The sequence below is a fragment of the Paenarthrobacter sp. YJN-D genome, assembly GCF_015040335.1.
Classification (GTDB): Bacteria; Actinomycetota; Actinomycetes; order Actinomycetales; family Micrococcaceae; genus Arthrobacter; species Arthrobacter nicotinovorans.
The window spans coordinates 3,118,848-3,142,045 of sequence record NZ_CP053549.1 but is presented as its reverse complement, the minus strand read 5'-3'; the positions used below and the strand labels follow the sequence as shown (position 1 = coordinate 3,142,045).

Here is a 23,198-nt window from a genome sequence, read left to right as displayed (position 1 = left end):
CATTGACCAATGCGAACGGGCGGGGACGCCTCATCTATGGCTGCATGGGGCTCGGCGGTCCTTGGGACGGCACTTCCTACGGTGCTGCCGAGATTGACCAGGCCGCCGCCGTGATGGACGCTGCACAGGGCATCGGGATAAGCCTTTTCGACCATGCGGACATTTACCGCAACGGAAAGTCCGAGGCCGTGTTCGGCGAAGTCCTCGCCCGTTCGCAGGGTCTGCGCGAAAAGATCACGCTCCAAACCAAGTGTGGAATCAGGCTGGGGGAGCGGGGCCTGCAAACGCACTACGACCTGAGCCGTGAAGCGATTCTCGAACGGGTCAACGAAAGCCTGAAACGCCTTCAAACGGACTACGTGGACGTCCTGCTCCTTCACCGGCCGGATCCTTTGATGGACGCGCGCGAGGTAGCTGACGCCGTCGGGCAGTTAATGGCCGAAGGCAAGGTGCGGCAATTGGGTGTGTCCAACATGTCCGGCGCTCAGATCGCTTTCCTGCAGGACGCGCTGGAGACTCCCATCGTGGCCAACCAGCTTGAAATGAGCCTGCTTCGCAGCGACTGGCTGGAGAGCACCGTGCTGGTCAATCATCCCGGGGATGCGGGCTACAGCTTCCCGCACGGAACCTTGGAGTACTGCATGTCCCACGGGATCGAGCTGCAGGCCTACGGTTCCTTGGCCCAAGGGCGTTATACGGGTGCGAAGTCCGGTGACCTGTCCCTGGCTGAGTCGGCAACAGCGACGATGCTCGAAGAACTGGCCGGCGTGCACGGCACAACCCCTGAATCGGTGCTGCTTGCCTGGCTGATGAAACACCCGGCCCGCATCTCGCCGGTGGTTGGAACGACCAATCCCGCCCGGATCACAGCGTGCGCCGACGCGGCCGCAGTGGCCAAGGACATGACCCGGGCGCAGTGGTATGGCCTGTGGACAACGGCGCGCGGAAGCAACCTCCCCTAACCCGGACTGACCTTAACCCGGACTGAGTCGCAGCCGGGATCGTTCCCGGCGTTTGGAACGATCCCGACGGCGACTCAGCCGGGTTAAAACAGCAACACATACAGGCCCCTACGAAACGGCAGGCGCAGTCACCGGAGCGACCACCGAGTACGTGCTTGAGTCGCCCTGGAGCGCCTGGCTCGGCTTGCCTTCGATGCTGAGCGGGATGTCACCGGCAATGGTCACCCGGTTGAGCTTGCGCGGCTGGCCGTCGTAGTTGTCCGGTGCGTAGTGCTGTGTGATGCGGTTATCGAACAGGACCACCTGGTTCGGCTCCCAATTCACCCGGACCACGTTCTCCGGACGTGTCACATACGCCTGCAGCAGACGGATGATGTCCTTCGATTCGGTGTTGGACAAGCCCACGATCCTGAGCCGTTGCGCGAAGCCCCCAATGAACAATCCGCGCTCGCCGGTCAAAGGGTGGACCCGCACTACAGGGTGGGCCGTCTCGAACTTCAGCCGGGTGAATTCCTTGCGGCGTTCCTCGGCGTTCTGGTGTTCCAGGTTCTTGGGCACCGAGTAGTCGTAATCGTTGGTGTGGATGGCCCACAGGGAATCGGCAAAGGTGCGCAGCTCATCGGGGAGGTCCTGGTAGGCGCCGGCCGAGGACGCGATCAGGGTCTCGCCGCCGTAGGCGGGCAGGTCGATGCTGCGCAACGTGGAAGCCTGCGGCGGGTTGACCACGAAAGTGACGTCCGTGTGCCAGTTGTTGGCCGAGCCGTTCTCACTGTCCACGGGAAGGACGTTCTCTTCGCCCTCCACCGATGCCACTGTCGGGTGCGCCTTGGTGAGCGGGCCGAAGTGCGAAGCGAACTTCACCTGTGCCTCATCGCTGAGGATGTTCGCCTCCCGGAACACCAGCGCCTTGTGTTCGTTGAGCGCTGCCCGGATCTGCGCAACAGTGTCCTCGCTGAGGTCTCCGCTGATGTCCAGCCCGCGGATTTCGGCGCCGATGCGTGAACCGAGTTTGGCGAATTCGAGCTTGGTTTCGGTAATGACGGTCATGGTTCTGTTTCCTTACTTGTTGTGATGGTTGCGGCGGATGCCGCGGGGGTGGTTTCTAGGAAGCTGCGGCGCCCACGGCGGTCCGCCAACGGGAGAAGTGCCGTTCAAGTCCGACCAGCAGGAAGTTCACGCCGAGTCCCAGCAAGGACACCGTGAGGATGCCCGCGTACATGTCCGGGATCAGGAAGCTGCTCTGCGCGTTCACGATCAGGTAGCCCAAACCGGCCTTGGCGCCCACCATTTCAGCAGCAATCAGCACCAGGATGGACGCGGTGCCGGCCATGCGGATGCCCGTGAAGATCGTGGGAACGGCAGAGGGCAGGATGACCTTCTGGAACAGCCGGAAGCTGTTGAGTCCCAGCGACCGCGCAGCCCTGATCAGCAGCGGGTCCACGGTCTTCACACCGGCGATCGTGTTCAGGAGGACCGGGAAGAACGCAGCGTACGCCACGATGCTGATCTTGGATTCCTCGCCAATGCCCAGCAGCAGCGTGAACACCGGCAGCAAGGCCAGCGCTGCCGTGTTCCTGAACAGTTCCAGCAACGGGTTCAGCACCGAGTTCAGTCGTCCGTACCAAGCGATGAGGAGGCCCAGCGAAACGCCCGCCACCAGGGCCGCGCCGAAGCCGGCTACCGAGCGGGTCAGGCTGGCCGCGATATGGCCCTGGATGGTCCCGGATTCGAACAGCTTTCCCCACGCCAGCAGGACCTCATGCAGCGGAGGCAGGAACACCCGCGTCGATGGACTCGCCAGGTACGTCGGCCCCAGCTCCCACAGCGCCAGGAACGCCACGATCGCTGCGGACTTCCACAAGCCCGAGCCCAGCGCCGCGGTGACCCGCCGGACCCGGCTGGCTGCCGGCGTCGAACGTTCCTTGTGGGGGTCCTGCGTGCGGGAAGGTGCGACGGCGGTCCTCGCACCGGTCACGACGCCGGCCTGGGGTGCCGCTTCTTTTTGCGTAAGCGTGGTGGTCATCAGGCTGCGCTCCTTTCGGGGATGGTGGCGGGTTCGTCAGGGGCGCTGCCGTCGGGCAGGATCTTGCGGTGGCCCGCGTCCTGTGCCCGGCGGACTTCGTCGTGCAGCAGGGTCCACACCTGATGGCGGTGCTCCACGAAGGCGGGGTGGGAACGGATGTCCTCGTCGCCCTCCCGGTCCGGGATATTGATGTCCACGATTTCCTTGAGGCGTCCCGGGCGGGCGCTGAGCACGGCAACGCGCTCGCCGAGGTACACGGCTTCGTCGATGCCGTGGGTGATGAACACGATCGTCTTGCCCGTGGCCTTCCAGATCCTGAGGAGCTCGTCCTGGAGTTGCTCGCGGGTCTGCGCGTCCAGGGCTGCGAACGGCTCATCCATCAGCAGCACATCCGGCTCGTAGGCCAGGCTCCGGGCGATGGCTACACGCTGCTTCATACCGCCGGACAGCTCGTGCGGGTAGCGGTCCTCGAAGCCCGCCAGGCCCACCAGCGCCAGGTACTCGCTGGCTTTCGCGGCGCGCTCACGGCGGTTCAGTTTCCTGCCATCCGGGCCGGCTCCTTCAAGCCCGATCGACACGTTGGCCGAGGCCGTGCGCCAAGGGAACAACGCGTACTGCTGGAACACCACGGCCCGGTCCTTGCCCGGTCCGGTTACTGCCTTGCCGTCCACCAATACCTCTCCCGAGGTGGGCGTGGAAAGCCCGGCAAGCAGGTCCAGAAGTGTGGTTTTGCCCGAACCGCTGGGCCCCACCAGGGTCAGGAATTCGCCGTCGCGGACATCCAGGCTGAGGGAATCGATGGCTGTGAGCGTCGTCGCGGGAGTGGACTTCGAGGCCCGGACCGTAAATTGTTTGCTGACGTTTCTGAGGCTGATCTTCGCGGTCATGGTCATCCCTTCTTCGCAGCGGCGAGATCGTTGAAGTCGTTGGTGTAGTACTTGGACGGCGTCAGCTTGTCCTTGACGATTCCGGCCGAGTTCAGCCACGCTTCCCACCGCGTGAAGTCCTGGTCCTGGATCACGCCTGCATCCGGCACGCCGGGGCTCTTCCAGAACTTCAGGTTTGCCGTGCTTTCGTTGCGTCCGCGGCTTTCGATGATCTTGGTGAACCGGGCAATGACTTCATCACGCGGTGTTTCCGCAGCCCACTTGATGGCCTTGGCAACGCCCGTGGTGAAGGTGCGTGTGGTGTTCGGGTTTTTTTCAATAAAGTCGCTGCGGAGGACGATCTGGCCGCCGGCGAAGTTGCCGAAAAGTCCAACATCGCTGAACAGGGACCGCAGGCCGCCGGCCTCAATGGCCCGGTCCTGGAGGACACCGCCCAGGGTGCCCGCATCCACCTGTCCGCGGCGGATTGCTTCTTCCGTGTCGTTGGGGGCCAAAGGAACCAGCTGGACCTGCTTGATCTCGTCCTGGCTCAGGCCGTTCTTGGTCAGGTAGCTGTTGATGACGGCTTCATGGTGGGCGCCAAGGGTGTTGACCGCGATCTTTTTTCCGATCAGGTCACGGGGTTCCTTGATGGAGCTGTCCGCCTTGACGTAGTAGCCGCTGAAGGTTTTCTCATCCGAACCGTAGTAGTTGACCACAGCCTTGACGGGGGCTCCGGCCTCGATCAGCTTGACTACCGCGCCGGAGAAAGCGCCGCCGAAGTCTGTCTGGTTCGTCGCAGCGGACTGGATGTCCTGGGGACCGCTGGTGGTGTTACCCACCCAGTCGAGTTTCAGGTCGCCCAGGTATCCGAGGTCTGCCGCCAGTTCGGGGAAAGTCACGTTGTTGGCCGAGCCCTGGTACCGAAGTTCTTTGACTTCGTTGCCAGGCTGGCCGCCTTGTCCGGCTTCGGCTGCACCGCCGCAGCCGCTCACCGTCAGCGCTAGTACGACGGCGGCCGCGACGCTCAGGAGGGGCAGATGCAGTTTCATGGGAGCTACTTTCGATGGGTTGGGGTGGGTTGGGTTGGGTGTCGGGTGAGCCGGCTAACGCAATGGCCGGGGACCTTGCGCAACGGCTTGGGAACGATGAAAGCCCATGGCGACGGCGTGTGGGAAGTGGCGCGGTAACGCCCGGAAACGCTGCGAAACAGCCCGAAACGGGGCGAAATCCTGAGCCACGTTCGGCAATCGGAGGACTCAAAGACGCCGTATTGAGTCCCGTGAACAACAGCGACAGGTGCGCCTGAAATGACTGGCGCGGACCGCCGTCGGACGTTCATACTGCGGGACTCCACAGTCATATGGGGTTTAGTTCGTATTGATCCTCACAAGGAGGCCGAATTCTTCGCCTAGCGGGCGGCAGGGCAGATACGGTAGATACATGACGTCTAGCATCGCCGCCGAATCCATTCGGCCCACCCGCAACATTCCCGCCGACATCGCCCGCTCATGGCTTCTTGTGAACGCGATGAAAACGGAGCTTTTCGACGAATCCGCGGGTTCGCGCGCTGACGCCATCATTCTTGACATCGAAGACGCCGTGGACCCGTCCCAGAAGGACGCTGCACGCGAGAACGTGGTGAACTGGCTGACCGCAGGTGGCCAGGCCTGGGTCCGCATCAACGATGCCACCAGCAAGTTCTGGGCCGACGACCTCGCAGGACTGCGCGGAACTCCCGGCTTGCTCGGCGTGATGCTGGCCAAGACCGAGTCCGCCGACCAGGTCACCGAGTCCTACCACCGCATGGACGGCAAGACTCCCGTTATTCCGCTGGTTGAGTCCGCCCTCGGCATCGAGGAAGCCAACAACATTGCCCGTGCGCAGGGAGCATTCCGGCTCGCGTTCGGTTCGGGCGACTTCCGCCGCGACACCGGCATGGCGGCCACCCCGGAAGCCATGGCGTACCCGCGGGCCAAGCTCGTCGTCGCCAGCCGCGTCGGCAACCTGCCGGGACCGATCGATGGCCCCACCGTCGGCACCAACCACCCCATCCTGCGCGAGCAGACCGGAATCACCGTGACCATGGGCATGACCGGCAAGCTTTGCCTGGCCATTGACCAGACCACTGTGATCAACGAGGTCATCAGCCCCACGCCATCCGATGTCGCCTGGGCCACCGACTTCATGAACGACTTCGAAGCCAACGGCCGCGTGATCCGCGACGGCTCCGACCTCCCGCGCCTGGGCCGCGCCGAGAAGATCATGAAGCTCGCCGTCGCCTTCGGAGTCCAGCCTTCGCTGTAGGCATGCCGGTCAAGTAAATATGCTCGTCCACGGAGTCGTATGGGACTCGTTCTCTGCGGCGTTGAGGCTTTGGTCGCCGGAGTCGGAGTTCACTGATGTTGCGTTGGCCCGGGGCTCAGCCCTGGGCCTGCGCGTTTCCCCCGGTTTGTGGTGCCTGGGCCACAGCAAGGTCCACGGCCCGGGAGAGCGCACGCACGTTCCCTGCCCCAGTGGCTCTCCTGCTGAACGGGGCAAGCAATGCGGGACCTGCTTCGCCCGCGATGATTCCCGGCTGATGCACGACTTCCACCGGGGCGGCTCCGTTCCCACGGGCCTCCGCGCGTACCTGATGCAACCGCATTGGCTCTACGTGGCTACCTTCGCGAACGGGGCTACCAAAATCGGTACCGCGTCGGCGCCGCGCAAATGGAACAGGCTCGCGGAGCAGGGAGCGGTTCACGCTTCCTACGTGGCCCATGCCGAAGATGGCCGTGTTGTCCGGGTCCTGGAGGACCTTGTGACCCGCGAGCTCGGCCTCGTGCAGCAGGTCCGTTCCGCTGCCAAGGTGGCCGGACTCGTGGAGCCGCGCGACGCCGTCGAGCTTTCAGCCGTGAACCGGCAGCACGCCGGGCGCGTGCGCAGCTTGCTGGGCGGGCTGGCCATGACCGGTTTTGCCGTTGTGGAGGAAGAGCGGGACAGGCCCGCCCTGGCCGACACCCTCTGCACTGTCCGTCCGGGCGGCGTGCGTCACCGCTACCCGGCAACGTTCGACGACGGCGGGCACGGTCTGCGGATCCACTCACTGTCCGGGGCGATCGCCTTGGCGGGCCTGCCGGACGCTGCAGGCAACGAGGTCGAGGGCAGCTTCGTTGCCGACCTGGGCGCATTGAAGGGCCGCAAGATCGAATTCGGTCCGCACACGACCGAGATCCCGGCCTTGCAGGACTCGCTCTTCTGACCTCCCGTTGCGGCGAGGGGCGACATCCCGACCCTAAAAAGCGCTTCTTTCCACTTCTTTCCCTTGAAAGCCAACCCCTCGCACCCACCCCGCTAGACTTGGACGGTGCTAGAACAATTCTGGGCCACCGCCTCCACCTCCTACAAAGCGCTGGTTTTCAGCGCCATGGGGCTGATCGCTGTGGGACTCATCCTGTCCATTGTTGGGAACACCACAGGGAACCAGGCGCTGGCCATGGCCTCTTTGCCCGTGATCGGTGTCGGCTTGATCCTGCACGTCACCGGAATGGTGGTCCGGGGCCAGAAGATCCGCAAGAGCTACAAGAAGTAGCGTGCCCGCGGTTTTCACGCTGCCCGGGAAGCCGCCGCCCGATAGGGTTGGACCATGAGTATCAATCCGGACCTGCAGGGCCGCAGCTACCCTGCCGCAGAGGTTTACGACGTCGGCCGTGAAAAAATCCGCGAGTTCGCCAAGGCCGTGAAGGCCACCAATCCGGCGCACTTCGATGTTGAGGCAGCAAAGGCCCTGGGCCACAGCGACCTCGTGGCACCGCCAACGTTCGCCATTATTGTCGCCCAACGTGCCGATGCCCAACTGGTTGAGGATCCCGAATCGGGCATCGACTTCTCCCGGGTGGTCCACGCCGACCAGCGGTTCACGCACCACCGCGCGATCGTTGCCGGCGACCGTCTGGTAGCCGAGCTGCATGTCGACGGCGTCCGGGCCATGGGTGGGGGAGCGATGATCACCACACGCTCCGAAATCTCCACGGAAGCCGGCGAGAAGGTCGCCACCACCACCTCGTCCATTTTGGTCCGCGGAGAGGGACAGTAACCATGAGCCACACATTCGAAGAACTCAGCGTTGGCCAGGAGATCGGCACGCGGAGCATTCCCGTCACCCGCCAGGACCTGGTGAAGTACGCAGGGGCGTCGGGGGACTTCAACCCCATCCACTGGAACGAAGCGTTCGCTACCTCCGTGGAACTCCCTGGCGTCATCGCCCACGGCATGTTCACCATGGGCGCCGCAGTCCAGTTGGTGAGCGACTGGGCAGGCGACCCTGCCGCCGTCGTCGATTACCAGACGCGCTTCACCAAGCCCGTCCTGGTCGCCGACACAACCGGCACGGATGAGGCCGGCGCTGTCATTGACGTCACCGGCGTGGTGGGAGCGCTCGACGCCGATGCCCGCACCGCCCGCATCGACCTCACCGTGGTAGCGGCCGGACAGAAAGTCCTCATGAAGTCGCAGGCGGTTGTGAAGGTCTCTTGAACCAACAGAACACCACCCCACACGGCAGCAAAGCGAGCGCCACTGCGACTGCGATGTTGCGGTGGCGCGCCGCTGTTCTGGCGTCCTATGCTGCCAGCGGGGTGGCCTTCGCTACCTGGGTGTCCCGGCTGCCGGCCATCCGGGATGGCCTGGACCTGACTCCGGGCGGCATCGGGCTGTTGCTGATGTGCATGACGGTGGCGTCCTTCATCTCGATTTCAGCCTCGGGCCTCATCGTGCTTCGACTCGGTCCCAAGCTCACCACGAGAATCGGCAGCTGCATGGTGGGGGCGGGGCTGATTGTGGTCGGCATCGGGACCTCGCTTGCCGCCAATCCGTTGGTGGTTGCCGCAGGACTGGTGGTCCTCGGCCTGGGTACGGCGAGTTGGAATACGGCGTCCAATGTCGAGGGTGCGGCGCTTGAACGTGAACTTGAACGGCACATCATGCCGCACCTGCATGGCGCGTTCAGCCTGGGAACCGTGGCTGCGGCGGGCTTCGGGGCCTGGGCAGCTGCCGTGCACATGCCGGTGTTCTGGCACTTCCTGATTTCCGGCTTCGTGGTGACGGCCTCGGTGGTGACTGCCGGCTTCTGGTTCCGTTCGGAAAAGACCGCCCAAGCCACCACTAAATTCAGCCCCCACGAGACCGATACCTTCCGGGACCCCTCCACGGGCCCGCTGCCTGTTATTACTCCAACGCCGGCCGGCCAAGAGGGCGGCAAGGCAACCGCACCGCTGGACAACAAACGGCTTGTGGCCCTCGCATGGCGTGACCGCCGGACGCTGCTGATCGGAGTCCTTGTCCTTGGCCTGGCTTTGGCTGAGGGTGCGGCGGGTGACTGGGTGGCTCTGGCACTGGCAGACGGGCACGGCCAAAGCGACGCAGCGGGCGCCGTAGGTTACGGGGTGTTCGTGACGTTCATGACCATCGGTCGCTTCACGGGGACGGTCATCCTCGACCGGTTCGGGCGGGTGCTGGTGATGCGCTGGTGCTCGGCCACCGCCGTCGTGGGTCTTGCGCTTTTCGTGTTTTCACCGGTTCCGTGGCTTGCGTTCGTTGCGCTGGCGGTGTGGGGACTGGGCGCTTCGTTGGGCTTCCCCGTCGGAATGTCTGCTGCCGCCGATGATCCCGTTCATGCCGCCGCCCGCGTCTCCGTGGTGTCAACCATCGGCTACGGGGCGTTCCTGTGCGGTCCTCCGCTCCTTGGATTGCTGGCAGAGCATTTCGGCATCCTCCATTCGCTGCTGGCCCCTCTGGCGCTGTTGGTGGTCAGTTTCTTCCTGGCACCCCTGGCGGGCAAGCAAAAGGCCTCGTCGGTGGAGCCGGCCGATGCCCGTTAGGCTTGATTAGTGACCCAGATGCTTCTTTCAGACTTGACCACAGCTGCCGTCGGCGGCCCCGCAGGGAACTATGTTGAAGCCCGCACCGAAGCCGAAATCATCGACGCCGTCCGCTCGGCAGACGCCGCGGGGGAGAAACTCCTGATTATTGGCGGCGGGTCCAATCTGCTGATCTCCGACGACGGTTTCCCCGGCACCGTGGTAAAAATCGCTTCCGAGGGCTTTACCGTGAACTCCGAGGACAGCTGCGGCGGTGTCTCCGTGGTGGTACAGGCGGGCCACAACTGGGATGCGCTGGTGGAATATTCCGTGCTGCACGCGTGGTCAGGCTTGGAGGCGTTGTCCGGCATCCCGGGTGCCACGGGCGCCACCCCGGTGCAGAACGTTGGCGCGTACGGCGCGGACGTGTCACAAACCATTGCCGCGGTCCGGACGTGGGACCGGGAGCGCAACGCTGTCCGGAGCTTCACCAATTCCGAGCTGAAGTTCGGCTACCGTGACTCAATCCTGAAGCAAACCACCATTGAGGGATCCCCGCGCTACGTGGTCCTGACCGTGGAGTTCCAGCTGCCGTTGGGCCGGATGAGCGCCCCGGTCCGCTACGCGGAATTGGCCCGGGCGCTGGGCGTAGAGGCAGGCAAGCGTGCCTACTCGAACGACGTCCGCCGGGAAGTCCTGCGGCTCCGGGGATCCAAGGGCATGGTCCTGGACGCGTCCGATCGCGACACCTACTCCACGGGTTCCTTCTTCACCAACCCCATTGTCCCCGCCGACCAGGCGGCAGGGCTGCCGGAGAATGCTCCCAAGTATCCGGCCGGTTCAGACGGCCTGGTGAAACTCTCCGCTGCGTGGCTGATCGACCATGCCGGATTCGGCAAGGGCTTCGGGCTGGAGGAGACCAGCGTTTCCGGGGGGCGGGCTTCCCTGTCCACCAAGCACACCCTGGCCATCACCAACCGAGGCTCGGCCTCCACGGAGGATATGCTCGCCATCGCGCGCGAGGTGAGGGCTGGCGTCGTCGAACGCTTCGGCATTGAACTGCACCCGGAGCCGCTGCTGATCGGCGCCAGCCTCTAATCCCCTCGCGTGTTCCCGCGAGGGGCAAGCTTTCGGGTGTATAGGGCGTGGCTTAGGGTTGAGATCCCGCCCCTCGGCGCGTGTGGGCTAGCGTGTGCGGCGTTCGGCGATTGGCAGCACCTTGTTGAGCAGCAGGAACGTGAGTCCGCAGCTGACCGATCCCAACAGGAAGATCTGGCTGAACGCGATGCTTTGCGGCGACGGGCCGCTCGGCATGAACACGCCGGCCGTGGCGAATCCCACCAAGCCGAGCAGCAGCACGATCGCTCCGAGGAGGAAGCTGCGGACCTGCGCTGCCGCGGCGGGGTAGTACCAGGGTTCCGGGGCGTCGTCGTGGCGATCCGCAAGGGGCTGGCTGGCCGCTGCCGTTCCGATCAGCAGCGCCGCCGCAGCGGTTGCCACCAAGCTGACGGTCTGGATGGCTTGCATGGAGGGGGAGAGGCTTACTCCCGTTCCCACCGCCACGATCAGCCCGGAGCCAAGTCCCACGAGCGTGCAGAACCAGCCGGCGGTTGCCAACCACCGGCTCAATGGCCGCACAAACGGAGCGAGATCACCAAAAAGCATGAATTCATCCTAGGAGCCGCTGCTGGGTGACGGCTGGGAGGCGCGGCAAGGTTCCCTGTACTTGCCGGTCCTTTTAGGATGAAGCATGCCTGCACCCCTCACCCCGCGCGTCCTGGGCCGCTTGCGGCTCGCCGCCCAAGGCCTGTTGGGTAACGGCCTTCCGACCGTCCCCGATGCCGTCCGTTGGATGACCGCCATGCAGGCACAGGACCTTGGCGCTGCGCTGTGGGCGGTGGGGCAGCGGGTTCCCGGTATTGCGGCCTCCGACGTCCGGGCGGCCCTCGACGCCGGGACGGTGGTGCGTTCGTGGCCGATGCGCGGCACGTTGCATCTGCTGGCACCAGAGGACCTCCGTTGGATCCTGGGCATCACCAGCGGCCGCTTGATGAACATGGTGGCCGGGCGCCACCGGGAACTTGCCATCACGCCCGACGACATAGCCCACTGCCGGGACATCGCCTTCACAACTTTCGACACGCTCAAAACCGAAGGCGCGCCGGGCGCAAGCCGCGAGCAGCTTTTCCTCGCGTTCGAGGAGGCCGGCCAGCTCACCAAAGCCCAACGCGGCATCCACCTGCTCGGCAGCCTCTGCCAGCGTGCATGGCTGGTTCAGGGGCCCATGGCGGTGTCCAACGGCAAGGTGGGCGTGCAGCAGCTGTTTGTGCCTTTCGATGAATGGATCCACCAGTCACGGGAGCTGGACAGGGAGGAAGGCATCGCTGAGTTGCTCTTCCGCTATCTGAGGAGTCGCGGGCCGGCCACCATCAAGGATTTCTCGTGGTGGAGCCAGATCCCCTTGAAGGAGGCGCGGGCTGCCCTCGCTACAGTCCGGGACGGCCTGGTTGAGCTGGAGTCCGGCGGCACCAGCTACTGGCTCTCGCCGGAGTCAGCTGCAATGCTCGACGACGGCGTCCCCGGCTCGCGCTCATTGCTGGCTCTTCCCGGGTTCGACGAATACCTGCTCGGCTACCAGGACCGGAGCCTGGTCCTTGCCCCTGAATTCGCGGAGTTGGTGGTCCCGGGAAAGAATGGCGTGTTCAAGCGGATCATCGTCTCCGGGGGTGAAGTGATCGGGACTTGGGCGAGGACGGCGAGTGGCAAGACCATCGGAGTCGAGCCTGAGCCGTTCGCGGGGACGTTGGGGCCGGCGGCGGAACGGTCGTTCCAGGCACAGGGCCGGGCCTACCTGAAGTTCATGGCCGGCTGACCTGCTCGCTACGCCTCAAAGTCGTTGTCGGCCCGCTGTTTCGTTGCAGCCCAACGACGTTGTTGCGGGTCCGCGACGTTATTAGGGGCTGCGCGCCAAGGGCCGTCTCCGCGCGGGCATGGTTTGATGCAGCACTTGTCCACATACGGCGGAAATGGGATGTCCTGACATCCTGGACCAACTCACGATGAATGCATGCAATCGCGAAAACTGGATGCACTAATAGCCGCCAATTGGCCTGACAGCACCATTGCTGTTACGTCGGACCTCGCAGGAAAAGGCTTGGGCGCCCGCGTGCTGACAGCGGGTGTGCGCTCCGGCAAGCTTATTCGGGTAAGACGGGGCGCATACGCCCGAAGCTCAGACTGGCGTCGCCGACCTCCCTGGGAGCAGGACCTGCTGAGAATCCAAGCACACCAGCTTAGTTCGCGCTCGGCCATTCTTTACAGCCATGCCAGTGCCGCGCGCCTGCATGGATGCGCACCGTGGGATGGTGGGCCCCTGGTGCACGTCACCACGCCGTTCTCGCCGGCCCAGACAAGTTCCGGGGAGGATGTACGGGCACATGGTGCAGCGCTGGAAGCTGCCGAGATTGTTGAGGTCCTGACTCCTTGGGGGCGACCCGCCAGAGTGACGAGCCTGGAGCGCACTGTCGTCGATTGTGCCCGGACCCTGGAATTCGAACGGGCACTGGTGGTCGCAGACCAAGCCCTTCGCAGAGGGGCGGATCCGGTGTTGATTCAGGCTTATGTGGACGGGGGCCGGATCACGAGAGGCGCTCGACGCTTGCGGCGGGTGCTGGACGCAATGGATGGCCGTTCCGAATCTGTGGGCGAGACCCGGACGCGTGCTCTTTTGGAGAGGCTGGGAATCCCGGAAGCCGTGCTTCAGCTCGAAGTCGATACTCCCATCGGTCGCTACCGCGGAGACTTCGGATGGCCGGACAGCAAAGTTATTCTCGAGTTCGACGGCCGTACCAAGTACTTCGACTATGCGCCCACTGACGAGGTGGTCTTTCAGGAACGGAGACGTGAGAAAGCACTCAATGCATTGGGCTGGGACGTTATCCGAATCGAGTGGCAGGATCTCGGCAGGCCGTGGGAAGTGGAACGGCAAGTGAAGACTGCCTTGTCGAGGCCAGAACGTCGAAAACCCGCTGTTCCGTTGCGGGAAAGCAGCGGAACAGCGGGTTTCGAACGAGAGGCGGAGAAGCCTAGAGCTTGCCCGTCACAATGTTGAGCATGCGGCGCAGGGGCTCGGCTGCGCCCCACAGGAGCTGATCGCCCACGGTGAAGGCGCTGATGTACTCCGGACCCATTTCGAGCTTGCGGATACGGCCCACGGGGATGTCCAGCGTGCCTGATGCCGCAACCGGGGTCAGGTCTGCCATGGAGGCTTCCTTGGTGTTCGGAACAACCTTGGCCCACTCGTTGTCCTTGGCCAGGAGGTTTTCGATCTCCGTCACGGACAGGTCTTCGCGCAGCTTCAGCGTGAGGGCCTGGGAGTGGGAACGCATGGCTCCGATGCGGATGCACAGGCCGTCCATGGCGATGTGGTCTTTGCCCGCGGTTCCGGTTCCGGTGCCGAGGATCTTGTTGGTCTCGACGCCGGCCTTCCACTCTTCCTTGGACTGGCCGTTGCCGAGGTCGGCGTCGATCCAGGGAATCAGCGAGCCCGCGAGCGGCACGCCGAACTGCGTGGCGTCAACCCCGGTGCGCTGGGTGGCAAGCACCTTGCGGTCGATCTCCAGGATGGCCGATGCCGGGTCGTCCAGTTCGCTGCTGACCTCGTTGTTGAGCGTGCCGAACTGGTTGAGGAGTTCGCGCATATGGCGCGCTCCACCGCCGGAAGCGGCCTGGTACGTCATGGACGTGCCCCACTCCACAAGGTTGTTCTTGAACAGGCCGCCGAGGCCCATGAGCATGCAGGAGACCGTACAGTTTCCGCCGATGAAGTCCTTCACGCCGCCGGAGAGTCCGGCGTCGATGACGTCGCGGTTGATGGGGTCCAGCACGATGATCGAGTCATCGTTCATGCGCAGGGTGGAGGCAGCGTCGATCCAGAGGCCGTCCCAGCCGCGGCTACGGAGTTCACCATGGACCTGCTTGGTGTAGTCGCCGCCCTGCGCGGTGACAATAATCGGCAGCTTGGCAAGGGTCTCAATATCGAACGCGTCCTCGAGCTTGCCTGCCCCCTCTGCAAAGGACGGGGCGGCACCTCCTGCGTTCGAGGTGGAGAAAAATACCGGGTTGATGTTGGCGAAGTCGTTCTCTTCCTGCATGCGCTGCATCAGGACTGAGCCGACCATGCCACGCCAACCGACCAGTCCAACGGACGGATTAGCTGCTGTAGTCATTCACCAAGTCTAAACTTTCGAAGCAAAGTGCCGCTGTTGGTTACGTCACGCACGCGAAGCACGACGCCGGCACCCACCACAGTGATGCTGCTGACTCAGTCGCGGGGAGCAGGCAGTGCGTCCGACTCCTGCAGCAGGGCGGCCTTGCGCTTGCGCAGGGCAAAGAAGGCACCGAAGGTGAACACCTGCGTCACGACCACCAGGACGATGATTCCAACGATCTTGTTGCCGCCCAGGATCATGGTCAGGCCAACAATGGCTGAGAGCAGGGCGAAGAGCGGCAGCAGCATGTAGCCCAGTACGAACAGGGTTTCGGGTTTTTTCAGCATGCTTAGTCTTCCTGGCTTTTCTGGCTTGCGTTCCGGCGCCATGTAGTGAACCGGTAGTTGGTGCCGTTCTTGGCGGTGAGCCACCCTTCGGCGGGCGCCATGGTGTCAAAGGTCCAGTCATCGCCGAGTTCGGGCGCGTAGGTGTCGCCCTCCACATCGGTGTCGATGATGGTGATGACCGCCAGGTTGGCGATACCCATGGACTGGCGGTAGATGTCGCCACCGCCGACAATCCACACCTTCTGGCCTCCGGGTGCAAACTGGGATTCCAGCAGTGCCTCGTCCAGGGAGGAAACCACGACGGCGCCCTGGGCCTCGGGCGTGGATGCCCACTTTTCGTTGCGGGTCACCACGATGTTGGTGCGGCCCGGAAGGGGACGGTACTTTTCCGGGAATGATTCCCAGGTCCGCCGGCCCATGATGACGGGGTGCCCGGTGGTGATCCGGCTGAAGTGCTTCATGTCTTCAGGCAGCTGCCACGGCATGGTCCCGTCCTTGCCGATGACGCCGGACTTGGTCTGCGCCCAAATCATGCCGATGCCGGTCATTCTGGCAGCGGTTTCCTGCGTGAAGATGACGCCGGGAAGCTGGGCCGGATCCTCGGAGGAAGGTGCGCTCATACCGCGATCGGTGCCTTGATGGTGGGGTGGTGGCGGTAGCCGACCACCTCGAAGTCGTCAACGGTGTAGTCGAAGATGGAGTCCGGCTTGCGGAGGATCTTCAGCTGCGGGTACTCGTACGGTTCACGGCTCAGCTGCTCCGCGACCTGCTCCACATGGTTGTCGTAGACGTGGACGTCGCCCCCGGTCCACACGAATTCGCCGGGTTCGAGGCCGAGCTGCTGGGCCACCATGAGCGTCAGGAGGGCGTAGGAGGCGATGTTGAAGGGGACACCCAGGAAAGTGTCGGCCGAGCGCTGGTACAACTGGCAGGAGAGCTTGCCGTCGGCAACGTAAAACTGGAAGAACGCGTGGCACGGCGGCAGCGCCATGTCCTTGAGTTCGGAAACATTCCATGCGGAGACGATGTGGCGCCGGGAGTCCGGGTTCGCGGCGAGGCTCTTCATCACTTCGGAGATCTGGTCGATGTGGCCGCCGTCGGGGGTGGGCCAGCTGCGCCACTGCACGCCGTAGACGGGGCCGAGTTCGCCGTCCGCGTCCGCCCACTCGTCCCAGATGGTCACTCCCTGGTCCTGCATCCACTTCACATTCGAATCCCCGCGCAGGAACCACAGCAGTTCCACGGCCACGGACTTGAAATGGACCCGCTTGGTGGTGATGAGCGGGAAGCTCCCGGCGAGATCGAACCTCAGCTGGCGGCCGAAAACGCTGCGCGTTCCGGTGCCGGTGCGGTCCGATTTGTGTGTGCCGTTGGCCATGACGTCACGCAGGAGGTCTTCATACGGGGTGGGAATCACGGTTCAAGCTTACTTGTACCGTGCCCATTAACCGCCAGCCGTCCACGAAGAAGATCAATGAGCGTTGCGTCACCCACACCCGCGTCGCGGGCGGCCAGGATCAAGCCGTCGACGGCGGCGATCACCGCAGCGTCTCCGCCCGCCACACGGTGCGGCGCCCGAGGCGGCCCGACGACGACAGTGCCGTTCCGGCGTCGTGATTCGATGACGCCGGACTGCTCAAGTTCCTTGTAGGCACGCGCTACCGTCCCCGCGGCGATGCCTAGGTCCGCGGCCAGGCTGCGCACTGTTGGCAGGCGGTTTCCAGGTTCCAGGACCCCGACGGCGATCAGGGAGCTGAGCTGCCGGCGGATCTGTTCGTAGGGCGGAACCGGATCTGCGAGGTCGATGGAGATTCCGGCGGTCATGGCGTCGGCTGGTTCTGCTTGGGTTCGGTGCCCCTGGGAATCGCCCGGAAAAGGCTCCGGACAGGCGTAACCGCGACGACGACGGCAATGACGGCTACAACGACTCCTGTCATGTACACAGGACTCGGTCCCAGCTGATTGAAAGCCGGGAACATTGTTCCCCATGCTTCGGCGTTGCCAAGCATCATCACCGCTGACTGTGCCAGAAGGAATGCTGCCAGGGTTCGGACAATCCGGTACATCGAAATGGCGCGCAGTGCGGCATCAAGCCCGCTCTCGTCCCCCACTTCAGGAAGACCTCGACGACGGCGCGTGGCCAGGATCGCGGCAGCGCCCATCAGTCCGACCCCCATCGTGAGAAAGAGGTTGGCGGGCCAGGCGGGTGGGCCGACCAGGAGTGATTGGCCTGTACCTGTAAGGACGAGCGTTACCGCAAAGACCGTGGCCGAAACAATGCTGAAGGTGAGCAACCCCTTGGACACCGGCTGCCGAGGCCAACCGAGGGGCACCTCCGGGTGGCCATAGTTGCGGGCGATCAGTAACTCGCCTGCGGCAATGGTGAGCAGGACCAGGACGGCAGACACGGTGACGACAATCGCCGGGGCAAGGGAGCGCTGGCCTTCTACCGGAATGAAACCGAACCAGAACACCAGTGTCACAAGCGGCAAGACGGCAGCGACTCCCAGGACCGCTCCGAGGGAAACGCTGAGTTTTGCTGCGCCGTGGGTGCGGGGATCGGCGCGGAGAGCAGTGCCGCTGATGGCTTTCGCCGATGCCTGAAGCGAAGGAAGGACCGGCACCTTCCACCACCACATGACCAGCAGCACAGCCATGTTGACAAGACCCAAAACGTTGAACCACGACGATTGCCACGTTGCCCCAGGCGTCGGGAGGGCGGCAAAATTTCCCGCGATGCTGGCGAGGCCTGCGGCGATGGTGGCAACGGTCCGCAGCAGCCTGTTGGCTGCAATGGCTCGAAGCGTGCGGTTGTCGTCGCTGCTTAGCGTCTCCAGTTGGCGCCGCCGTGCGATGAGTACCAGGACGAGCCAGGTCCCTGCAACAAGAACCACTAAGGCGCCGCCAAGCCACCCGGCAAGTTCCGAACCCGCGATCCTTCCATCCTGGCCCTGGCCTGTGTAGACCGTCGTTCCTATTGATGATGGGGGAGCGGGGACGGGGCGCACCGGAGCGTGAGCGGGCAGGGCTGCAATCGAGACTGTGGCGGTACCGGCATAGGCAACGATCAAGACTGTTGTCCAGGCGAGTTTCGCCGGGAGGAAATCGCGGATCCTGCGGACGGTGAGTTCGGCGTACCTGTGCGGGGATTTGGGGGCCGGGTAGCTCCACTGGCCCAAGGCATGGACCACCAAGGACGCGGCGATCGGCCAAGCCAGGGCCGATAGGAGGTCTTCTGAGGTGAAGGGCGCATTTGATGAGGTCGGACTGGCCCGGATCACACCCGCGCTCATGGCTCCTTGCAGGGAGCTGGCCATCCAGCCAATGATGCCGACCCACAGGCCGTGTGATGCCACAGAGGTGGCGTCGGGCTTGGACCACACTTGTACCCGCAGGAACAGGTACACCAAGACGGCGCCCACGACGGGCCCCACCAAAAGCAACGGCGGCACATCAAAGGACACGGTAAAGACCCCCAAGTCTTAGAAACAATGTGTCAAGTATTTGATACAAAGACGTGGGAGTCAACCGTGCCGGTACCTAGTCGTCGAAAGGCTTGACCTGCTCCACGGAAACTATCTTCCGCTCGGATCCCCGCGCCACCTGGCACACGATGACCTCACCCGGCGAAAGAAAGGGATCCGCGGAGGGGAGGACTGCGCGCAGGTTTTGGGGCATGTGCTGCCCCAGTTGCTTCAGTGCGGTAGGCAGGGCGGGCCTGTGCGTGCAAACGGCTATGGGCAGTTGCTTGTCGAACAAGGCCTCGATGGCTGCAGCCGTCTTTTTCGGAGAACGCTGATGGTGGTGCTCGGTGAGCGCCTCCACCAACTTGACCTTCGCCCCCGACGCTTTCGCATACGGCGCTATGGTTGCCACACAGCGGGTCCATGGACTGGTCACCAGGCGCTGCGGTTTCCAGACGTCAAGAAGGCGCTGCACCGCAATGGCCTGCCGCTGGCCAGTGGCCGCCAAAGGACGGTCGCCCTCGGCCTTGGTCCAGGACGATCGCGGCTTGGCTTTTGCATGACGGATCAGGATCAAAGGCCACGTGTCGAGTTCACCCCGGACGTGTGCCTTCTCCAGATATTCCAAGGGTTTCACGTCCGTGGGATTGCTGAGGAATGACGCCGCCCGGTCAGGGCTGCACCACATCACGCTGTCCACTTCCTTGCCATCGGGACGGAGCGGTTCACCGTTGACTTTGGCGGCCCAATACTGGACCACCTTGAGGCCCGCCGACACGTGATAGTGGATGGCCGGGAGGGGAATGCCCAGCGGTGCCCGCAGGCCAATCTCTTCCCACACTTCACGGGCAGCGCATTCCGGAACCGTTTCGCCGGCGTCGAGCTTTCCCTTGGGCCATGACCAATCGTCATAGCGGGGCCGGTGGATCAACAGAACCTCCAAGGCACCCTTGTTGAGGCGCCACGGGATGGCGCCGGCAGCGACGACGGCTACCGGCTCGCCGGGGTGGTCTGTCTGATCCTCCACGGGGGTATCGCTGTTCAAATCTTCCTTACCTCCGTGCCGACGCACGCTGGCGCGAACGCGACTCCAACAGCCAGGACTGCATGTCCAGCAACGGCTTGCCATCGGCATCCAGGTGGTGCCTGGTCCAGTGCCCTTGGTTATCCAAGTGCCAGCTGGCCGTTCCGTCGTCAACATAGCGGCGCATCAGATCCATGACCGTGGTGATGTCCTCCTTGCTGGACAGCTGCACCAGGGCCTCCACGCGGCGGTCCAGGTTGCGGTGCATCATATCGGCGGAACCGATGTACACCACGGGATCGCCGCCGTTGCCGAAGGCGAACACCCGCGAGTGTTCAAGGAAGCGGCCAAGGATGGACCTGACCGTGATGTTCTCGCTGAGGCCGGGAACACCGGGGCGGAGGGAGCAAATGCCACGAACCACGACGTCCACCTTCACGCCCGCCTGGGACGCGCGGTACAGGGCGTCGATGATGGCTTCGTCAACCATGGAATTGACCTTGATCTGCACCAGGCCGGGAATGCCGGCACGGGCGTTGCGGATTTCAGTTTCAATCCGCTCCACCAGGCCGGCCCGGACGGAGCGCGGTGCCACCAGCAGCCTCTTGAAGGTGGACTTCGGCGCATAGCCGGACAGCTGGTTGAAGAGCTTGGAAAGGTCTTCGCCCACCTGCTCGTTGGCGGTCAGCAAACCGAGGTCTTCGTAGTAGCGGGCCGTGCGCGGGTGGTAGTTGCCCGTGCCAATGTGGCAGTAGCGGCGGAGGCCATCCACTTCCTGGCGAACCACCAGGGACAGCTTGCAGTGGGTTTTCAGGCCGACGATGCCGTACACAACATGGACACCGGCCTGTTCCAGCTTGCGCGCCCAGGAAATGTTGGCTTGCTCATCGAAACGGGCCTTGATCTCCACCAGGGCCAGAACCTGCTTGCCGGCCTCTGCAGCATCGATCAGCGCGTCCACGATCGGGGAGTCACCGGACGTCCGGTAAAGAGTCTGCTTGATGGCCTGGACCTTGGGATCCGCTGCGGCCTGTTCGAGGAACGCCTGGACCGAGGTGGAGAAGGAGTCGTAGGGGTGGTGCAACAGGATGTCCCTGCGGCGCATTGCCGCGAAGACATTCGCCGCCTTGGAGGTCTCGGACTCGTTAAGGTAGCGGGATGTGTGCGGGACGTGTTTCGGGTAGTGGAGATCGGCACGGTCGATGCCGCTGATCGCGGAGAGCCCCCGCAGGTCCAGCGGCGCGGGTACGGAGTACACCTCGGACTCCTCAACACCCAGTTCCCTGATGAGCAGGGCCTTGATGTTCGGGTTGATGTCCGTGGTGACTTCCAAACGCACGGGAGGGCCAAAACGGCGTCGCAGCAGTTCCTTCTCCAAAGCCTGCAGGAGGTTCTCGGCGTCGTCCTCTTCAACTTCCAGGTCCTCGTTGCGGGTCACCCGGAAGGTGTGGTGTTCCAGGACCTCCATGCCCGGGAAGAGCTTGTCCAAGTGGACAGCGATGACTTCTTCCAAAGCGATGAACCGGGCAACGCGGCCGGGAATGGCACCTGCGCGCGGCCCGTCCACGGAGATCAGGCGGGGCAACTGGTCCGGAACCTTGACGCGGGCGAAGAGCTCCTTGTCACTGATCGGGTTGCTGACGATCACGGCCAGGTTCAGGGAGAGGCCCGAAATGTACGGGAAGGGGTGGGCAGGGTCCACGGCGAGGGGAGTCAGGATGGGGAAGACCTTCTCCTGGAACATGACGCTGATCCGCTGCCGGGCATCCTCGTCCAGCTCATGCCAATGCATGAGGTGGATGTGTTCGTAGGCCAGGGCCGGCCGGATCTGCTCGGCAAAAACGCGGGCGTGGCGTTCCTGCAGCTTGTGGGCCTCTTCACCGATCTGCTCCAGCACCTCGATGGGGCTGAGCCCCGCGGGGGAGGGGACAGCCAGTCCGGTGGCGATACGGCGCTTGAGGCCGGCCACGCGGACCATGAAGAACTCATCCAGGTTGGAAGCGAAGATCGAGAGGAAGTTGACGCGCTCCAGCAGGAACAGATCGGGATCCTCGGCAAGCTCCAGCACGCGGGAGTTGAAGGCAAGCCAGCTGAGCTCGCGGTCCAGGAAGCGGTCCGGGGAGATGTCGCCTTCGGGTTCCAGGCTCGGCGCGAATTCGGGAATATCGATGCGGTCCTGGGTGGCCCGCGAGGCCGGCACTTCAGACGATCCGAAGCGCGGAGGCAGTGTCGCCCCCTTAGAGGTGGATCCGGCGATGCCGACGGGGTCCGGCTGCATGGGGCTCTCCTAAGCTCAGGACTGGGTTTCCTCCCACATTACAAGCAATCGCGGTGTCCGAATCCAATGAGCCGCCGCCTTTCCCTGCCGTTATCGCGCCAGGTTAATTTTTCGTTAACGGACCGTACATCACATCGGTGTCCCAGCGGATGAATCCCAGTTTCTGGTATAGGGCCACAGCAGCCTGGTTGTCGGCGTCCACGTACAGCATCACGGCGTGGAGGCCCTGATCCTGGAGGTGTTTGATTCCGGCAACAGTCAAGGCTTTGCCGAGCCCCGAACCCTGTGCGGCCGGAGTAACGCCCACCACATACACCTCGCCGATTGCCGGGTGCGGCCCTTGCCGGGGGTGGACCTTGGTCCAGTGGAATCCCAGGAGTTCGTCTGCGTCGTCGACGGCCAGGAAGAAGCCTTCGGGATCGAACCAGTCTTCTGCTTTCCGGGCCTCGAGGTCCTCGAGCGTCATGGAACCCTGTTCGGGGTGGTGGGAAAAAGCGGCGCGGTTGGCGGCCAGCCACGCCTGCTCGTCCTGGCCCGGCACGAAGGCGCGCAGCGAAACGCCGTCCGGGAGGGCGGCGTCGGGCAGTGCGGATGTCGACGACATCAGCCGCATCTTCCACAGTTCGCGTACCGGCCCGTAACCGAAACGGGTGGCCAACTGCGCAGCGGCCTCGTGGCCGCCGTGCGACCAGGCGCTGAGGCCTTCAAGGCTCCGTTCCTTCTGCAGGGCGTCCAACAGCCGTCCGGCCACCCCCTGGTTCCGGTAACTGGGGTGGACGGCCAGTTCCAGCACTCCGCTGGCGTCCGGCGCGTCAACGACGACGGCGATTCCCGCCAGGTCTTCCGCCGTTGCCGGGTCTGAGCCTTCGATCGGCGCATACAGTGCGAAAGACACGACGGAATGATCGCCGCCGTCGGCACCACGCAGCATCACCAGGGTCTGCTCGGACAGGGGCGGGTTCCCGTCGGACTCCTCCGCCGCGGCGGTGAGTGCCCTGAAATCCCTGAGGAGTTCGGCGTCCAAAGCGCCCTTGATGATCAGTACAGGCCAGTTCTCCGGGTGTGCTTGACTCATGGTGCAAGGCTATACGCCCCGGGCAAGCCCCGTAATTTGATGTCTCGGAGCAACGGAGGTAGTCTCGTTATCTCATTCGGCTTTGGCCGGGTACAGGGGGGATCCACCA

Annotated in this window: 24 protein-coding genes; 10 read left to right on the top strand and 14 right to left on the bottom strand. The window is 63.9% G+C overall.

The annotated features are described in order from the left end of the window. The first annotated feature begins 2 nt into the window (after positions 1–2). Complete coding sequence (locus tag HMI60_RS14580; protein ID WP_255520213.1) at positions 3–962, top strand: aldo/keto reductase family oxidoreductase; 960 nt, start codon at positions 3–5, stop codon at positions 960–962. Positions 963–1,070: 108 nt separating this feature from the next. Here the strand turns inward: HMI60_RS14580 and HMI60_RS14575 are convergent, their stop codons facing one another. From HMI60_RS14575 to HMI60_RS14560, 4 genes are read right to left on the bottom strand one after another with little or no spacing between them, the layout of a single operon-like run. Beyond that, positions 1,071–2,009, bottom strand: coding sequence for a TauD/TfdA family dioxygenase (locus tag HMI60_RS14575; RefSeq protein ID WP_055971613.1), 939 nt, complete (start codon positions 2,007–2,009; stop codon positions 1,071–1,073). 55 nt (positions 2,010–2,064) lie between these two features. After that, on the bottom strand, positions 2,065–2,985 hold the full coding sequence (locus HMI60_RS14570; RefSeq protein WP_055971616.1) for an ABC transporter permease: 921 nt from the start codon (positions 2,983–2,985) through the stop codon (positions 2,065–2,067). Continuing rightward, a complete protein-coding gene (locus HMI60_RS14565) occupies positions 2,985–3,872 on the bottom strand; it encodes an ABC transporter ATP-binding protein (RefSeq protein WP_055971619.1) in 888 nt (295 codons plus the stop codon). The genes HMI60_RS14570 and HMI60_RS14565 overlap by 1 nt, the downstream gene beginning before the upstream one ends. A 2-nt stretch (positions 3,873–3,874) precedes the next feature. Further along, complete coding sequence (locus tag HMI60_RS14560) at positions 3,875–4,903, bottom strand: ABC transporter substrate-binding protein (protein WP_018776737.1); 1,029 nt, start codon at positions 4,901–4,903, stop codon at positions 3,875–3,877. Between the two features lie 391 nt (positions 4,904–5,294). Between HMI60_RS14560 and HMI60_RS14555 the strand changes: the two genes are divergently transcribed. From HMI60_RS14555 to HMI60_RS14525, 7 genes are all read left to right on the top strand, one after another. Continuing rightward, the gene (locus HMI60_RS14555) at positions 5,295–6,158 is read left to right on the top strand and encodes a CoA ester lyase (protein WP_018776736.1); all 864 of its coding nucleotides are present in this window, start codon (positions 5,295–5,297) and stop codon (positions 6,156–6,158) included. 19 nt (positions 6,159–6,177) lie between these two features. Then, on the top strand, positions 6,178–7,095 hold the full coding sequence (locus HMI60_RS14550) for a DUF2797 domain-containing protein (protein WP_193589849.1): 918 nt from the start codon (positions 6,178–6,180) through the stop codon (positions 7,093–7,095). Positions 7,096–7,200: 105 nt separating this feature from the next. Next, complete coding sequence (locus tag HMI60_RS14545) at positions 7,201–7,425, top strand: DUF3188 domain-containing protein (RefSeq protein ID WP_018776734.1); 225 nt, start codon at positions 7,201–7,203, stop codon at positions 7,423–7,425. A gap of 54 nt (positions 7,426–7,479) precedes the next feature. After that, positions 7,480–7,929 (top strand): MaoC family dehydratase N-terminal domain-containing protein, encoded by a 450-nt coding sequence (locus tag HMI60_RS14540; RefSeq protein ID WP_018776733.1) that lies wholly within the window; start codon positions 7,480–7,482, stop codon positions 7,927–7,929. Between the two features lie 2 nt (positions 7,930–7,931). Next, positions 7,932–8,369 carry a MaoC family dehydratase gene (locus HMI60_RS14535; RefSeq protein WP_018776732.1) on the top strand — a complete coding sequence of 146 codons (438 nt, stop codon included), beginning with the start codon at positions 7,932–7,934 and terminating at the stop codon, positions 8,367–8,369. Between the two features lie 53 nt (positions 8,370–8,422). After that, positions 8,423–9,712, top strand: coding sequence for a sugar MFS transporter (locus HMI60_RS14530; protein WP_018776731.1), 1,290 nt, complete (start codon positions 8,423–8,425; stop codon positions 9,710–9,712). A 9-nt stretch (positions 9,713–9,721) separates the two neighbouring features. After that, positions 9,722–10,789, top strand: coding sequence for a UDP-N-acetylmuramate dehydrogenase (locus tag HMI60_RS14525; RefSeq protein ID WP_193589848.1), 1,068 nt, complete (start codon positions 9,722–9,724; stop codon positions 10,787–10,789). An 87-nt stretch (positions 10,790–10,876) separates the two neighbouring features. Here HMI60_RS14525 and HMI60_RS14520 read toward each other — a convergent pair whose 3' ends face one another. Beyond that, positions 10,877–11,356, bottom strand: a complete 480-nt coding sequence (locus HMI60_RS14520; protein ID WP_018776729.1) for a hypothetical protein — start codon at positions 11,354–11,356, stop codon at positions 10,877–10,879. 85 nt (positions 11,357–11,441) lie between these two features. On the opposite strand from HMI60_RS14520, the gene HMI60_RS14515 reads away from it, so the two are divergent. Continuing rightward, positions 11,442–12,563 (top strand): winged helix DNA-binding domain-containing protein, encoded by a 1,122-nt coding sequence (locus tag HMI60_RS14515; protein ID WP_193589847.1) that lies wholly within the window; start codon positions 11,442–11,444, stop codon positions 12,561–12,563. A gap of 195 nt (positions 12,564–12,758) precedes the next feature. Next, positions 12,759–13,802 (top strand): DUF559 domain-containing protein, encoded by a 1,044-nt coding sequence (locus HMI60_RS21280; protein ID WP_110503826.1) that lies wholly within the window; start codon positions 12,759–12,761, stop codon positions 13,800–13,802. Here HMI60_RS21280 and asd read toward each other — a convergent pair. From asd to mshD, 9 genes are all read right to left on the bottom strand, one after another. After that, on the bottom strand, positions 13,777–14,919 hold the full coding sequence (gene asd, locus HMI60_RS14505; RefSeq protein WP_055971632.1) for an aspartate-semialdehyde dehydrogenase: 1,143 nt from the start codon (positions 14,917–14,919) through the stop codon (positions 13,777–13,779). The two genes, HMI60_RS21280 and asd, sit on opposite strands and share 26 nt — an antisense overlap. Positions 14,920–15,014: 95 nt before the next feature. Next, the gene (locus tag HMI60_RS14500) at positions 15,015–15,248 is read right to left on the bottom strand and encodes an NF038396 family protein (RefSeq protein ID WP_018776726.1); all 234 of its coding nucleotides are present in this window, start codon (positions 15,246–15,248) and stop codon (positions 15,015–15,017) included. Between the two features lie 2 nt (positions 15,249–15,250). Then, positions 15,251–15,868, bottom strand: coding sequence for a dihydrofolate reductase (locus HMI60_RS14495; protein WP_079580765.1), 618 nt, complete (start codon positions 15,866–15,868; stop codon positions 15,251–15,253). Further along, a complete protein-coding gene (locus HMI60_RS14490) occupies positions 15,865–16,626 on the bottom strand; it encodes a thymidylate synthase (RefSeq protein WP_052247255.1) in 762 nt (253 codons plus the stop codon). Before HMI60_RS14490 ends, HMI60_RS14495 begins: the two co-directional genes overlap by 4 nt. Before the next feature lie 35 nt (positions 16,627–16,661). Then, complete coding sequence (locus HMI60_RS14485) at positions 16,662–17,072, bottom strand: GntR family transcriptional regulator (RefSeq protein ID WP_018776723.1); 411 nt, start codon at positions 17,070–17,072, stop codon at positions 16,662–16,664. After that, on the bottom strand, positions 17,069–18,712 hold the full coding sequence (locus HMI60_RS14480; protein WP_193589846.1) for a hypothetical protein: 1,644 nt from the start codon (positions 18,710–18,712) through the stop codon (positions 17,069–17,071). Before HMI60_RS14480 ends, HMI60_RS14485 begins: the two co-directional genes overlap by 4 nt. Before the next feature lie 76 nt (positions 18,713–18,788). Next, positions 18,789–19,757, bottom strand: a complete 969-nt coding sequence (locus tag HMI60_RS14475; protein ID WP_039242427.1) for an NUDIX hydrolase — start codon at positions 19,755–19,757, stop codon at positions 18,789–18,791. A gap of 7 nt (positions 19,758–19,764) precedes the next feature. Beyond that, positions 19,765–22,014 carry an RNA degradosome polyphosphate kinase gene (locus HMI60_RS14470; RefSeq protein WP_018776720.1) on the bottom strand — a complete coding sequence of 750 codons (2,250 nt, stop codon included), beginning with the start codon at positions 22,012–22,014 and terminating at the stop codon, positions 19,765–19,767. 103 nt (positions 22,015–22,117) lie between these two features. Further along, positions 22,118–23,089 carry a mycothiol synthase gene (mshD, locus tag HMI60_RS14465; protein ID WP_193589845.1) on the bottom strand — a complete coding sequence of 324 codons (972 nt, stop codon included), beginning with the start codon at positions 23,087–23,089 and terminating at the stop codon, positions 22,118–22,120. Between the last annotated feature and the right edge of the window lie 109 nt (positions 23,090–23,198).